Origin of the sequence: Pseudoalteromonas sp. S3785, assembly GCF_005887365.1 — a bacterium.
Taxonomy (GTDB): domain Bacteria; phylum Pseudomonadota; class Gammaproteobacteria; order Enterobacterales; family Alteromonadaceae; genus Pseudoalteromonas.
In genome coordinates this window covers 83,226-96,869 of the sequence record NZ_PNCT01000056.1, presented here as the reverse complement: position 1 = coordinate 96,869, position 13,644 = coordinate 83,226, and the positions used below count along the sequence as shown (strand labels likewise).

13 protein-coding genes are annotated in these 13,644 nt (G+C 38.7%); 8 read left to right on the top strand and 5 right to left on the bottom strand.

Annotated features, from left to right (window positions below):
* Window positions 1-8: 8 nt before the first annotated feature.
* Both CWC17_RS14870 and CWC17_RS14865 read right to left on the bottom strand, forming a co-directional pair.
* Window positions 9-953 (bottom strand): hypothetical protein, encoded by a 945-nt coding sequence (locus tag CWC17_RS14870; protein WP_138613771.1) that lies wholly within the window; start codon window positions 951-953, stop codon window positions 9-11.
* A complete protein-coding gene (locus tag CWC17_RS14865; protein WP_138613769.1) occupies window positions 946-1,827 on the bottom strand; it encodes a type 2 periplasmic-binding domain-containing protein in 882 nt (293 codons plus the stop codon). Before CWC17_RS14865 ends, CWC17_RS14870 begins: the two co-directional genes overlap by 8 nt.
* 233 nt (window positions 1,828-2,060) lie before the next feature.
* Between CWC17_RS14865 and CWC17_RS14860 the strand changes: the two genes are divergently transcribed.
* Complete coding sequence (locus CWC17_RS14860) at window positions 2,061-2,906, top strand: S1/P1 nuclease (protein WP_138613775.1); 846 nt, start codon at window positions 2,061-2,063, stop codon at window positions 2,904-2,906.
* A gap of 326 nt (window positions 2,907-3,232) precedes the next feature.
* Entirely contained in the window at window positions 3,233-6,385 is a 3,153-nt protein-coding gene (locus CWC17_RS14855; RefSeq protein WP_138613767.1) for a TonB-dependent receptor, read from the top strand.
* 101 nt (window positions 6,386-6,486) lie between these two features.
* Here the strand turns inward: CWC17_RS14855 and CWC17_RS14850 are convergent, their stop codons facing one another.
* Window positions 6,487-6,912: a MarR family winged helix-turn-helix transcriptional regulator gene (locus tag CWC17_RS14850; RefSeq protein ID WP_138613765.1), complete on the bottom strand. Its 426-nt coding sequence runs from the start codon at window positions 6,910-6,912 to the stop codon at window positions 6,487-6,489.
* A 462-nt stretch (window positions 6,913-7,374) separates the two neighbouring features.
* Between CWC17_RS14850 and hmgA the strand changes: the two genes are divergently transcribed.
* Window positions 7,375-8,673: a homogentisate 1,2-dioxygenase gene (gene hmgA / locus CWC17_RS14845; RefSeq protein ID WP_138613763.1), complete on the top strand. Its 1,299-nt coding sequence runs from the start codon at window positions 7,375-7,377 to the stop codon at window positions 8,671-8,673.
* A 5-nt stretch (window positions 8,674-8,678) separates the two neighbouring features.
* The gene (maiA, locus tag CWC17_RS14840) at window positions 8,679-9,308 is read left to right on the top strand and encodes a maleylacetoacetate isomerase (protein WP_138613773.1); all 630 of its coding nucleotides are present in this window, start codon (window positions 8,679-8,681) and stop codon (window positions 9,306-9,308) included.
* Here the strand turns inward: maiA and CWC17_RS14835 are convergent.
* A complete protein-coding gene (locus tag CWC17_RS14835; protein WP_055013801.1) occupies window positions 9,305-9,538 on the bottom strand; it encodes a TIGR02647 family protein in 234 nt (77 codons plus the stop codon). The two genes, maiA and CWC17_RS14835, sit on opposite strands and share 4 nt — an antisense overlap.
* A gap of 117 nt (window positions 9,539-9,655) precedes the next feature.
* On the opposite strand from CWC17_RS14835, the gene CWC17_RS14830 reads away from it, so the two are divergent.
* Window positions 9,656-9,958: a DUF1496 domain-containing protein gene (locus tag CWC17_RS14830; protein ID WP_138613761.1), complete on the top strand. Its 303-nt coding sequence runs from the start codon at window positions 9,656-9,658 to the stop codon at window positions 9,956-9,958.
* Between the two features lie 54 nt (window positions 9,959-10,012).
* On the top strand, window positions 10,013-10,321 hold the full coding sequence (locus CWC17_RS14825; protein WP_055013803.1) for a VF530 family protein: 309 nt from the start codon (window positions 10,013-10,015) through the stop codon (window positions 10,319-10,321).
* A 38-nt stretch (window positions 10,322-10,359) separates the two neighbouring features.
* On the opposite strand, the gene CWC17_RS14820 is transcribed toward CWC17_RS14825, so the two are convergent.
* Window positions 10,360-11,979, bottom strand: a complete 1,620-nt coding sequence (locus tag CWC17_RS14820; protein WP_138613759.1) for a diacylglycerol kinase family protein — start codon at window positions 11,977-11,979, stop codon at window positions 10,360-10,362.
* A gap of 449 nt (window positions 11,980-12,428) precedes the next feature.
* Here CWC17_RS14820 and CWC17_RS14815 point away from each other — a divergent pair, with 449 nt between their 5' ends.
* The gene (locus CWC17_RS14815) at window positions 12,429-12,953 is read left to right on the top strand and encodes a sigma-70 family RNA polymerase sigma factor (protein WP_138613757.1); all 525 of its coding nucleotides are present in this window, start codon (window positions 12,429-12,431) and stop codon (window positions 12,951-12,953) included.
* Window positions 12,950-13,633: an anti-sigma factor gene (locus tag CWC17_RS14810; protein ID WP_138613756.1), complete on the top strand. Its 684-nt coding sequence runs from the start codon at window positions 12,950-12,952 to the stop codon at window positions 13,631-13,633. The genes CWC17_RS14815 and CWC17_RS14810 overlap by 4 nt, the downstream gene beginning before the upstream one ends.
* Window positions 13,634-13,644: the final 11 nt, after the last annotated feature.

Below are 13,644 nucleotides of genomic sequence, written 5' to 3'. Positions count from 1 at the left end.
GTAGCTAGCTACTTTCCTTTTATTTCGATATTTCCCTTTGCAATATTTATTAACGCATAGCTATGTAATCGAGACCTCGAACCTTCGCCATAGGCTTTAGGCGGATAGTAAATATCTTTCATATCAGGGTGCTCTGATAATACCTCATCTAAAGCTGCACGTATCTCGCTTAATGTTTTTTCTAAACTGCTATTAAAATTTGGGCGCTTGCGTATAGTGTGCCCAAGCTCAATCAACCTGTAAAAGTACTTATTAGCCAACTCTATAAGCTCATCTGGCACATATTTATTTTGATTTAGCACAACATCACGGTTATCTCTGCAAAACTCTATCAAGGCTAAATAAAAGCATAGCGGCTTGTTTGCTAAACACACCGTATTTTCTGGTAAGTAATTATTGCTGAGCGTTTTAGTGTTTAAATCAATAATCAGTACAAGCTCTTTAGGCGTACTTACCTCTGTATTGGCGTTTTGTGGCGTACTTTTTACCTCAGCAGGCATCTGTGTAATAGATTTTAACCATTTACTGAACAAAACACTCAAGACTAAGAATAACAAACAAATCAAAAACCGAGTTTCTGACCAAAATTGTGCGTTTTTCTCGAATACTAAAGAGACATGCGTGGTACTCGACTTAAGTGTTCTTACAAATTGATTTGGTTTTAAAACTAAAGGCTTTGCAGACTTTGATACAATTTTAACTAAACGTAAGTTGTTGCCTAAATAATCGTTAAGCTTTATTAAATAGTCTTGCACTGCATGCTGATTACCCGAGTGCTTTAAAAGAGCGTTAGAAAGCGCAATTAACGGCAAGTCAAGGGCTACTTGTTTTTCCGTTTCGATAACCTGGTGTTTAATGACGTGATTCTGCTCGCTAATGACAGAGACGTAGAATACAAAGCAATTAATAAAAAAAACAGCACAGCCAAAAACAACATATTTATACTTATCCATTTTTAATGCTCTTATCTTTTGCTGTTACGTGTTCTGAGCTGCAATCCCAGTATGATTGTGCTTCTTTGTAATAACTTAACGTTTGTTCTTTAGACATATCAAGAATATGACGCTGCACAGCGCATAATAGGTCAGTATTATTTTGCTGCATTTTTAAATACCAACGTGAACCTGAAATTTTGTTACTTAAGGGCGTTATATAATTTTTTGAAAAACGCTCGGCGTCACTCTCTTTCCAAAAAGATGCAATAATATCTACCTGCCCATTAGCTAATAAATCACGAAGCTCGCTGTGTGAACTTGCATAAGTAATGTCTAAGTTGCTTTGGTTTATATTTAAATCTTTAAACACTTTTTTGGGTAATATATGACCAGAGCGGCTTGTAGGGTAATCCAACAAGCCTATGCGCTTATCTAAAAAGTACTGTTTTGTTAAACGAGGTTTTTCCTTTGAGGAAATAAAGTACGCTGTATAATCAGAAAAGCCCACAACGGCTTGGTAGTTGTAGGTAAGCTCAGCATTAAAAGCGTTCATTATATTATTTTTTGCAAGTACCAGATCCGCTATCCCTTTACCCACAAAGTCAAAGCTTTCAGTTGTGCTATCGCCCCAATAACCTTTAACAGAACCATATTGCTTAGTTACTACTGAATCAACACAAAGCGACTCAGTAAGTCGCTCTGCAACACTTTGCGAGGGCGTAAATACAATGAGCTGATTTTTGTTCTCACTTGCCGTGGTATAACATTGTGTTGACGTTTTTATTAATTCTGGAAAAGTAATTTCGTCACTGTTTACGCTTACCTTTCCTACAGACCACGCAGCAACCATAACCAGAAACAAAAGTGTAACAAACGACAGTTTATGTAACATGACCTTTATAAACCCCACCAATAAGGTGTACCTAACAATGCAAAGGCTATATTTGAACAATATTTCTTACTTATTACAATAGGTAATTTTACCCATGCAACATAACTAACTGAAATTAAAGGGTTATGAATAAGAAATAATGAATACTCTTGACTCCTTCCTATATTAAGTAAAAACAATCACAATACCCATACCAGCTAATAGGTGAATAAAAATAAATGCAGAAGACATTAATGCGCATTAAAATTGCTACTCTCGTAGCAACAACGTTAATAATTAGTGCTGTTTTTACAACAAGTAAATCGTATGCATGGGGCCAAAATGGCCACCGTATCGTTGGTTATATTGCTGAGCAACACTTAACCAACCAAGCCGTTCACAATTTAGCACCACTTTTGGAAGGACAATCATTAGCTAAAATAGCGACTTGGGCTGATGAAATGCGATCTAACCCTGAGCTATTTTGGCGTAAAAAATCTTCACGCTGGCACTACATAAATCTTCCCAAAAATAAAACGCTTTCCCTAAATCACGCGCACACACACAGCAAAGACGATGTTACAAACATTCTAGAAGGTATCTACTTCTCCATTAATACACTCCAGACATCGACTACTTCACTTCAAGAAAAACAGTTTGCTTTAAAGTTTTTAGTTCACTTGGTTGGCGACAGCCATCAACCATTTCATGCTGGGCGAAGTGAAGATAGAGGCGGCAATTTAATTAAGGTCGATTTTTTTGATAACGAGACCAATTTGCATAGCCTTTGGGACACTGGATTAATAGAAAATGAGAATTTAGCTTATACTGAATACGCTAAATTTATAGATACAAACGATGCATCACTCATTAAAACATACTTAAACAGCAGCCCTACTACGTGGCTAATGGAGTCTCACAAATTGGCTGAAGAAATTTATAATTCTACCGATGATGAAGTGAGCTATAGTTATGTTTTCAAATACAATCCACTTGTTAAGCAGCGTTTACAAAAAGCAGGCATTAGACTTGCGGGTGTATTAAACTATTTATTTGATTCATCAGAAGATAATAAAAACTTAAAAATAACGATAAAATAACAATCAACCTATAAATAAAAACCTACACACGGGAATTAATTTATGTTTATACACGGTTTAGAGTATAGCTAAAATAATAAAGCTGGAAATGCATTGATTACAAAGTGTAATTAACTATAGAGGGAGTTATATAAGTTACATTTCATAATACTGTCATATAATGTCGGTAACATAACAATAAGTAATTAATCCATATTTAGTTAAGTATACAAGTATAAATTGTGCAAATTAATTTTGCATATTACAAGAGTATACCCTTAGTGAAAAACGCTGGGGTTATACGACTTAAAATAACAATTTAATTATAACTTTCACGGGAAATGAAAATGAAGACTAAACTTCAAAAAACAGCACTTTCACTTGCTATCGCTGCATGTGTTAGTGTAAGTGGCGCTGCATTCGCCAACGAAACCACCTCTGCGATAAAAGGGCAAATTACTGGTCCAAATGGTAACCCTGCTCCAGGTACTAAAATAACAATTTTACACGTACCGTCTGGTTCAGTTAAAACAACTGAAGCGAATGATGCGGGTTACTTTACTGCTAAAGGCCTCCGTGTTGGTGGTCCGTACAAGGTAATTGTTGATTCTGATGTCTATGCTGACCAAGAATTCAATAACATTATCCTTAATATCGGTAACGATTACCCAGTAAATGCTTCACTTGAGCCACAATCAAGCATGGAGCAAATTGTTGTTACTGGCGCGCCTATCAGCTCTATGTCTGGTGGAACTGGTCCAGCATCTACATTTACATTAACTGATCTTGAAAACACGCCTGCTATTAACCGTGATTTAAAAGATATCATTCGTATTGACCCGCGTATCACAATTGACGATAGCCGTGGTTCAATTAACTGTGGTGGTGGTAACCCTCGTTACAACAGCTTAACGCTTGATGGCGTTCGTATGAACGATAACTTTGGTTTAAGCTCTAACGGTTACCCAACTATTCGTGCACCTTTCTCTTTTGATTCAATTGAACAGGTTTCAGCTGAGCTAGCACCATTTGACGTACAGTACGGTGGCTTTACTTCGTGTAACATCAATGCGGTAACTAAGTCAGGTGGAAATGAAGTTCACGGTGGCATCTTCTATGATTACACAAGCGATTCATTAAAAGGCGATAAAATCGAAGGCGAAGACGTTGATAACGGTAACTACACCGAAAAACGTTACGGCTTTAACGTTGGTTTACCGTTAATCGAAGATAAACTGTTTTTATTCACTTCATACGAAAAGCTTGAAGGTGTACAACAGTTTAACTACGACGGTTTAAGCAGCGGCAGTGTAACTGCAGATGATATTGCTCGTATTACAAGTGTAGCTCAATCTGTATATGGCTATGACGTAGGCGGTATGCCTTCAAGTATGCCTGTTGAAGATGAAAAAATCTTAGTTAAATTAGATTGGAACATCAACGAAGATCACCGTGCAAACTTAATCTACAACTACAACGACGGTAATACAGTTTCACAATCAGACACTGGTTCTAGTCGTGTTTCACTATCAAACCACTTTTACGACCAAAGTGCAGAGTTTACTTCAATCATCGCATCTGTGTATTCAGATTGGTCAGATGATTTTTCAACTGAAGTTCGTATTGGTAAATCAGAATTAGACGCAACGGTACAATCACTTGATGCTGCAAGCAGCTTTGGTGAAATGCAAATAAGCACAGAAGATGGTGGTACGGTATTTATCGGACCAGATGACTCTCGTCAATCTAACGATTTAGACTATGATACCACTACATTTAAAGTAGCAGGTACTTACTACCTTGACCAACATACCATTACAGCTGGTTACGAGTTTGAAGAGCTAGATGTATTTAACTTATTCGTGCAGCATACTGAAGGTGAATATCGTTTTAATTCAGTCGATGATTTTGAAAACGGTATAGCAAGCGCCATTTTCTATAATAATGCTGCAACAACTAACGATCCAAACGATGCTGCTGCAAGCTTCTCATACGCTCAGCATACGTTTTATGTTCAAGATGAATACGCATTTACAGACCTAGATGCAAACATCACGTTTGGTTTACGTTACGACAAATACACAAGTGATGACGTACCAAACTTCAACCAGAACTTTTCTACCCGTTACCAAAATAAAGTTCTATACCCTGACCTGCCAAATAACATTACAAACCAAAGTACATTCGATGGTATAGATCTACTTCAACCACGTGTTGGTTTCCAGTGGTACGCAACCGACGAGTTAGAAGTTCGTGCAGGCGTTGGCTTATTCTCTGGTGGTAACCCAAATGTTTGGTTATCTAATTCTTACTCAAACGACGGTATTACTAATATTAGTGCAAACCAGTTTGGTGCTATCGACTTATTTGCCACACCTAATGTAAATGGTGGTTCTCCAGGTTTTGAAATCCCTCAGTCTCAATTTGATGCCGTTGCAGGTGTTGTTCCTGGTTCTGGCGATGGTGATGTAAATGCAGTCGACCCAGACTTTGAAATTCCTTCAGAATGGAAATACTCAATCGGTGCAACATACACAACTGAAAACGAGTATGTAATTTCACTTGATTACTTATACTCTAAGAAAAAAGATGCTGCCTTAATGCGCGACATTGCACTTCGTGATTCTGGCAAAACTACATTTGATGGACGCCCTCTTTATGAAAAAGTAGAAGGTCGTGATAATGAATACCTTCTTACAAATGTAAGTGGTGATAGCGGTGATTCATCGGTTATTTCACTAGCAGTAAGCAAAATGTTTGACAATGGCGTAAGCGTTAACTTTGGTTACGCATACACAGATTCAGACGATGTTAACCCAATGACAAGCTCTGTTGCGGGCTCAAACTACGGTAACATTGCGCTAACGGATCCTGGTAACCCTGGTGTTGCATCATCAGATTACGAAATCCCACATCGTTTTACTATGACGCTTGGCTACACGCATGAGTTTGTCGATGGTTTTGCTACTCGCTTTAACTTATACGGTGAAGCATACAAAGGCTTACCATACAGCTACACATTTGATGGTAGCGATGGTACTTTCGGGGATAGCAACTGGAACGGCGATCGTCAATTACTTTACGTACCACTTGAAAACGATCCTAACGTTGTTTACGACATGAGCGCTGATGAAATTAACGCGTTTAACGACTTTATCGCGTCTAACGGTTTAGAGCGCGGTGAAATCACTGGCCGTAATGCTGAAAACTCAGATTGGTTTGTTAAATTTAACTTTAAAGTTACTCAAGAATTACCAGGCTTTATGGATGGACATAAAGGGGAAGCGTTCTTCGTAATTGATAACTTAACTAACCTATTAAACGATGATTGGGGCGTACTTAAAAAAGGTCCTTTCGTTGGCGCTAGCATGATTTCAACATCAATTGATGAGCAAGGCCGTTACGTATACTCTGGCTTTAACGAAAACAATGCAAATACATCAGTACAAACTGATGCGTCTTTATGGCAAATGCGTGTAGGTGTACGTTACACCTTCTAATCTCATTAGTGTAAAGACTAAATGTTTATTAAAGCCCATCAACTGATGGGTTTTTTTTATACCAATCCACCTGATTAACTGATCGAATTTAAGGGTTGGTATTATAAAGCCCCTTTAAGCTCTTTTAGTAAATTTAGCAATTGCGTTTGTTGTTGCTTGGTAAATTTTTTAGCTAATTGCGCTTCCCAGTTTTGTGCATCATGCGCTATCAGCTTGTAAATTGCATTGCCCTGCTCATTTAACATAACCTGAGTTACTCGCTTATCTTGCTGATTTAATTCAGCTTGTATATACCCTCTTTGCAGCAATGATTTAATAGCTCGCGAAACCGTTGACTTGTCCATATTGGCTTGTGTACATAAATCTTTAGCATTACTTTTGCCATATTGCGCCAAGTTTGCCAACACCCGCCATTGAGGAATCGTTAAGTCGTATTTTTGCTGATAAACACGCGCAAAATCATCGCTTATGAGATTTGCCATTTGGTTTAACTGATAGGGCAAAAAGTGCTCTAAATCTATTTCCATTATTGCTTTCTCATCATATTTACACACCATGAAAACTGTGCATTTTAATTTACAGGCTAAAACCTGTGCCCATTTGAAATTACTCTCACATGAGAGTACTTTAAACTAATTAGGGCCTGTTGACCTTTCAGGATTGAAATTTGTTCAATCTAGGGGCCATTTAATCACGGCGCAAGGTTTGTAACCTAGTGGGCTCGATAACTGCTCCTGCGTTATTCTAATGACTTACATCCATGTAAGAATAAGTAAAAACCGAGCAACAAAGAGTAAATGACCCCTAGGCAGAACCCTTCGGGCAGCGCCTGTTTGGCATTTATGCTACGTTATCGCCTATTTATGGTGAACAACCACACTGCATAGGCTCTGCCTTGCCTAATTACCAAACAGACTGCTGCAAATTCAACCTCGAAAGATAAACAGCCCTAGAAAGATAAAACACTGTCACTCTCACAGGATCTAAATATGGCCAGCGAAATAAACTACATGAGCGGTTTTGGCAATGAGTTTGAAACCGAAGCGCTTCCCGGCGCACTGCCTGTTGGGCAATTTACCCCACAAAAAGTTAAATATAATTTATACACCGAGCAATTTAGCAGCACAGCCTTTACAGCGCCGCGTGCCGCTAATCGTCGTACGTGGCTGTACCGCCTTCGTCCATCGGTGGTACAAGGTGATTATACTGCAATAGATAATGCACTAATCAGAACAGCACCTATAACTGAAGCAATTACGCCCCCTACGATGATGCGCTGGAGCCCGATTGATATTCCCTCAAAGCCTACTGATTTTATTGATGGGTTAATCACAATGGCTGCAAATGGCAATGCCAATGGTCAATCGGGTATTGGTATTCATGTTTATGTGGCTAATATTTCTATGCAAGGGCGCTACTTTTGTAATGCCGATGGTGAGATGTTGTTTGTGCCTCAGCATGGCGAGTTGTTATTACACACTGAGTGCGGAAAGCTGACTGTAAAGCCTGGAGAAATTGCCGTCATTCCTCGCGGGATTAAATTCTCAGTTGATTTAATTGACGAAACCGCACGTGGGTACATTTGTGAAAACTATGGCCATGCCTTTGAGCTTGCCGAGCGCGGCCCCGTTGGCGCTAATGGCTACGCCAACGACAGAGACTTTAAATACCCCGTTGCGTCATTTGAAGATATAGAGGGTGACTTTGAATTAGTGACTAAATTTAATGGTAATCTCTTTAGCTGCCCGGTCACTCATTCGCCTTTTGATGTGGTTGCATGGACTGGTAACAGCGCCCCGTACAAATACGATTTAGCCCGCTTTAATGTTATTAACACTGTAAGTTTTGATCACCCAGATCCTTCAATATTTACTGTACTTACCTCTCCCTCAGCCACTGAGGGCATGGCAAATGTGGATTTTGTAATCTTTCCACCTCGTTGGATGGTAGCAGAGAATACATTTAGGCCTCCTTATTATCATCGCAATATTATGAGTGAGTTCATGGGCTTAATAGAAGGAGTTTACGATGCAAAAGAGCACGGGTTTGTACCAGGAGGCGCTAGTTTGCATAATTGTATGTCGCCACATGGGCCTGAAGCCGAGGTATTCGAAAAAGCATCTAACGCTGAGCTCACACCACAAAAATACGAGAACACGCTGGCCTTTATGTTTGAGTCTCGTTACATAATATCGCCCACTAAATATGCCCTTGAAGGAAAAGAACGTCAATCTAATTACACTCAATGCTGGCGTAGTATCACTAAACACTTTACAGGCGAGGAATAATGACAATGAAACTCTACAGCTACTTTCGCTCATCTGCTGCATACCGTGTTCGCATAGCACTTAATTTAAAAGGCATTGAGCACGATATGCAATTTGTTAATTTACTTAAATCTGAGCAGTTAGCTCAGCCTTACTTAGATAAAAATGTGCAAGGTTTGTTACCCACTATTGAAACAGAGGACGGTGTATTAGCGCAATCACTTGCTATTTTAGAATGGTTAGATGAAAGTTATCCGCAAACGCCTCTGGTTTATGGGAATGCATGGCAAAAAGCGCAGATTCGTAACATAAGTTATGCCGTAGCGTGTGATATTCACCCTGTAAATAATTTACGTGTTTTAAAGTATTTATCAAATGAACTGAACGTAAATGACGAGGCGAAAAATAAATGGTACAGACATTGGGTTGAGGTAGGGTTTGAAAAAATTGAATCAATGCTAAGCGAAGACTGTGATTTTTGTGTAGGCGATAAACCATCACTGGCTGATATTTGTCTAGTGCCACAGGTATTTAATGCGTTGCGTTTTAATGTAAATATGGCTGCGTATCCAAAAATTGCAGCCATTTATGCACGCTGTAATGCACTGCCCGCTTTTAATGAAGCAGCGCCGCAAAATCAACGCGATGCAGTTTAACTTTTTAAAGCGCTGTGAATAACACTTACATGCTCTATTAAATCTAAGCCCAGATCGGTCAAATAGCCACCATCTGGGCTATCTATTACGCCTTTATCAAATAAGCGTTGCGCAGCACTTAATAAATTAGGCTCTGCGTCAGAATGTAACTTTATCCCCTGCATTTTGCTATCCCTAGGAAACTTAGCTAATAACGTAAATTCATCTATCATTATTTGATTAAATCGCATGTCTTCACCTTTTTATAGTTGTGTGTTTAAGTCAGTGTTGTATAACGCTATTACTTACCCTAGCATGTTTTTTAATCGTGTGTACTATTTTTAAACTATCAAAATGAGAGGCCGCCCATGCGCCATATTATGGTTTTATTTATTTTTACAATTGCGTTAACTCTTTCCCCTAGTAGCGATGCTAAAACAGTTAAAACACATTCTATTATTGACACTAACGAGGTTATTAACGCTGGTAATATTTGTTGGTACGATAACAAACGTTATAGTGAAGGTGCGCCGGTACAAGTACATTCTTTTACCTTAGTATGCGCGGCTAGTAACCCTCAGCATAATAACAGTAAGCTCATTTGGTTAAAATTAGATAAAAAAGGCAATCTTGTTTACCCCATAAAACCTAAAACCATTAGGGTCAATTAGCGCTAAATGCGGATTTACGCTACAATGCGCACAGTTTAAATAAGTAGTATGGCTATGGATAATCAACCAAAGAATCCTCTTCACGGGGTAACATTAGAACAAATTTTAGTAGAGCTTGAACAACGTTTAGGTTTTAAAGCCATGGGCGAGCAAGTAAACATTAAATGTTTTACCGACTCGCCAAGCATTAAATCAAGCTTAAAATTTTTACGTAAAACCCCTTGGGCACGCGATAAAGTTGAAGCTCTCTACTTACATACGCTAAGTAACAAACCGCTGCGTAAACCCAAAAGCGCTCAGCGCTCTAAGCCTACTAGCTCAAGCAATAGCAGTGGTTTTGTTTGGCCAAGCATTAAAAAGTAATACACAAAAATGCACGTTAAATACGTGCATTTTTTATTTTATAATTCCTTACTAATTACATTTAATGAGGCAGGGTCAACTGTAATAGTAAGCGTATCCGCTGTTTTTATTTCACCATCTAATACATACTTAATTTCTTCATCTGCAGTAATCGTTACTTTTTTAGCGTTGGTATGATGCGAACTAATAGCTAATTGCGTTTGCGTAATACTACTAAACATCAACTCAGCAATACTAAGCACACTGGTTGTGTTTTCTTCGCTCGGTATCAGCCAATTTATGTCCAATAAACCATCTTCGTGATTAGGCTGTCCTCCCCCTTGCGCTAACAACGTGGTAAAAGGGGCTGCGTTAGCAACAATAAAGCTATTTGTGTGCACCTCTTGGGTTTGATTATCATCAAGAGTTACATAGAGTGTTTGCGCTTTTTGCTCACTAAATGCCTGAAAAAAGCCGTTTAAGTAAGCAAGCTGACCCGATTTATTTTTTGAATCTCTGTCGGCTTTTTCAATCATCGATTGCTCATAACCAATTCCCGCTAACAACAGCATGAGCTCGTCATTACAGTAGGCGGTGTCTATTGTATGAGTTTGCCCATCTATAATTAATTCGCAGGCCTGCTCAACAGGAATTATTTTAGAGCTAATACCCATAAGCACATGGGCTAAAGCATTGGCTGTACCCATTGGGATAATACCCAGCTTGCACTGAGTGTTTACCAACACACTAGCTACTTCTGTCACGGTTCCATCACCGCCACAGGCAATTATTATGTCTGGCTTATTTTTAATAGCTTGTTTGGCAAGTTCAATTCCATTTACTTCTTTAGAGGTAGTTAAAACGTTTAAATCATAATATTCCGACAGCCTAGCCACTATTAAGGGCTCTTTATCTTGCCACATTTTGGTGCCCGACACTGGGTTTGCTATTAATACCGCTTTGTTTTTTATAACAAGCTCCCCTTTTTTATGTCGTTTAGCCAAATGGCGAAGTTGGTGTTTATTAAGGTTTGCGGTTTCACGTGTCTCTTTAATTTGTGCAAGTATTTGATGTACATCTGCATTTTTATCTTGGCTCAACAAGTATGCAGCCATCACAAATACTGAGCGCCCCCTTCCTAGTGCGCAATGAACGACCACTCGGCGGTCTTCTTTAATATGATGATGTATCCAGTTAATGGCTTGGTTTAATTGCGAATGAGTAGGCACACTATGATCAAGCACCGGGATATTTAAATAGCTAATATTTTCTTGGGTTGAGCTCCACTCCAAGCCATCAAACTCACACGTTACATCTAATATTGCTGTTATACCGTTTTCTTTTAACGTATCAATATCAGAGGGAAACAATCGACATGCTAAAAATAAATGCTCGTTAATTTTTTGAATGGGAGGGACTTTATCGTGCTTGCGAGAATACGCATTGTAAATTTGGGCACCTAATAAAAAGGGCACAAAAGCCCAACGAATATAAAAAGGAATGATGCCATTTTCGCGCTTTCTAAAAATTTTTGCCAAATTAAAAATATAAGCGCCACTGACAAGTATTAACGACAAGGCACTCCAATAAAACACCACTGCAAAGTAAACCGAGTTAACCTCCCAGCCTATCCATATAAAAATTAACGCTAAAATTAAATAACTCGTTGCAGCCCACATATTTTCTCCTTTATTTTTACTGTTTTGGCAAATTTTTACAGCTGTTTATAAGTGTAGTTGCAATTTACAGGCCAACAAAAATTGTATTTAGAACTTGAAAATAAATATAACCAATTGATATTAAACAGGTTAAAATCTTCAACTTTAACTAGATTGGCCATATTAGCCGCTTTTTACACAGTTCTGGGTCATTTTTTCTCACTCGCCTTATGCGTCTGTTTTATGGCTAAAACTTGTCTCTTAGTTAAGAGCAGCTAAGATAAATAACAGTTCAACGTTTTGCATCCAATCGCCCTTCTCACACGTTTATTGAGAGTGTGTTTATATTTTAGTTACATTTATATCTAGTCGATAAGTGTTTATCACGCGAGACTTAATATGTTTCTAGGTAAAAATTTAATTAATAAAGCGCAATGCGCCTCAATAATAATAAAAATAACAGGAACCCTATGGAAAACGACAATCTACTTCCTCTTTTGTGTAAAACAGCACAAGGTAATAAAGCTGCATTTGCCGATTTGTACCGGCAAACAAGCGCTAAGTTATTTGCAATAAGTTTAAATATGCTCTCAAATCGAGCGCACGCTGAAGAGGTATTGCAAGAAGCATTTATAAAAATTTGGCATAACGCGTCAGAATACAATCCTACTAAAGGCACCGTAATAAGTTGGATGATAAGCATAGTACGGTACAGAAGCTTAGACGCGCTGCGCTATCATAAGGTTAGAAAAGAGCAAGCCATAGGCGATGAGGAATATGATGAACAAGACATAGACATTAACTACGATGATCAAACCAAACTTGTAAATTGCATTGAGCAACTCGACCCACAGCAAAAACAAGCCATTCACCTAGCGTATTACAAAGGCTTAAGCCATGGTGAGCTGGTCAATCATATAGAAACGCCTTTAGGCACAGTGAAAAGCTGGATAAGGCGTGGTTTGCAGCAATTGCAGAGGTGTTTAACATTATGAACTATAACAAACCAGAACTACTTGATGCTTTAGCAGGGCAATATGTGCTAGGTACTCTAAATGGCCTTGCACGAAAGCGTTTTCAACGCTTAATGCTCAGTTTACCGCAAGCCCGAGAAGCCACTATGATGTGGGAGCAAAATTTAAATGGCTTAGCCAGTGCAATTACACCACAAGCACCCGATGAGCATGTTTGGCAGCACATTTTAGATAAAATAGAAAGCAATGCACAGCCTATTAAAACAGTTATAAAACCGGCGCCATCGGTATGGCGTACTTGGTCGTTTATAGCCACAGCGGCCTGTATTATTTTAGCATTTGTAGTTATTAAACCAGTAACACAACTGCAAGATAGCCAGCAGATTGCGCTTGTACAAAACCAAGATAAGCAATCACTGTGGATTATTAATGTGGACGAGCAAGCATTGTCAGTTAAAGCGAGTACCAAGTTGGTTGCGCAAACAGATAAAGACTACGAGCTGTGGATGATTTTACAAGGACAGGACACACCTATTTCGCTTGGTTTATTACCTAAACAAGGTGAAAAGCTTTTAATAAAAGACGCTCGTTTTAATGCCCAAAATATTGCTCTACTTGCAGTAAGTTTAGAGCCGTTAGGTGGCTCGCCTAACGGCCTACCAACCCAAGTGCTATATACTACAGATTTAGTGGTTTTATAACTAAATAATCG

Coding starts and splice junctions, on each gene's coding strand:
- CWC17_RS14860 (WP_138613775.1), top strand. CDS start 2,061: ATGCGCATTAAAATTGCTACTCTCGTAGCAACAACGTTAATAATTAGT.
- CWC17_RS14835 (WP_055013801.1), bottom strand. CDS start 9,538: ATGCGATTTAATCAAATAATGATAGATGAATTTACGTTATTAGCTAAG.
- CWC17_RS14815 (WP_138613757.1), top strand. CDS start 12,429: ATGGAAAACGACAATCTACTTCCTCTTTTGTGTAAAACAGCACAAGGT.
- CWC17_RS14830 (WP_138613761.1), top strand. CDS start 9,656: ATGCGCCATATTATGGTTTTATTTATTTTTACAATTGCGTTAACTCTT.
- CWC17_RS14850 (WP_138613765.1), bottom strand. CDS start 6,912: ATGGAAATAGATTTAGAGCACTTTTTGCCCTATCAGTTAAACCAAATG.
- CWC17_RS14825 (WP_055013803.1), top strand. CDS start 10,013: ATGGATAATCAACCAAAGAATCCTCTTCACGGGGTAACATTAGAACAA.
- maiA (WP_138613773.1), top strand. CDS start 8,679: ATGAAACTCTACAGCTACTTTCGCTCATCTGCTGCATACCGTGTTCGC.
- CWC17_RS14855 (WP_138613767.1), top strand. CDS start 3,233: ATGAAGACTAAACTTCAAAAAACAGCACTTTCACTTGCTATCGCTGCA.
- CWC17_RS14810 (WP_138613756.1), top strand. CDS start 12,950: ATGAACTATAACAAACCAGAACTACTTGATGCTTTAGCAGGGCAATAT.
- CWC17_RS14865 (WP_138613769.1), bottom strand. CDS start 1,827: ATGTTACATAAACTGTCGTTTGTTACACTTTTGTTTCTGGTTATGGTT.
- hmgA (WP_138613763.1), top strand. CDS start 7,375: ATGGCCAGCGAAATAAACTACATGAGCGGTTTTGGCAATGAGTTTGAA.
- CWC17_RS14870 (WP_138613771.1), bottom strand. CDS start 953: ATGGATAAGTATAAATATGTTGTTTTTGGCTGTGCTGTTTTTTTTATT.
- CWC17_RS14820 (WP_138613759.1), bottom strand. CDS start 11,979: ATGTGGGCTGCAACGAGTTATTTAATTTTAGCGTTAATTTTTATATGG.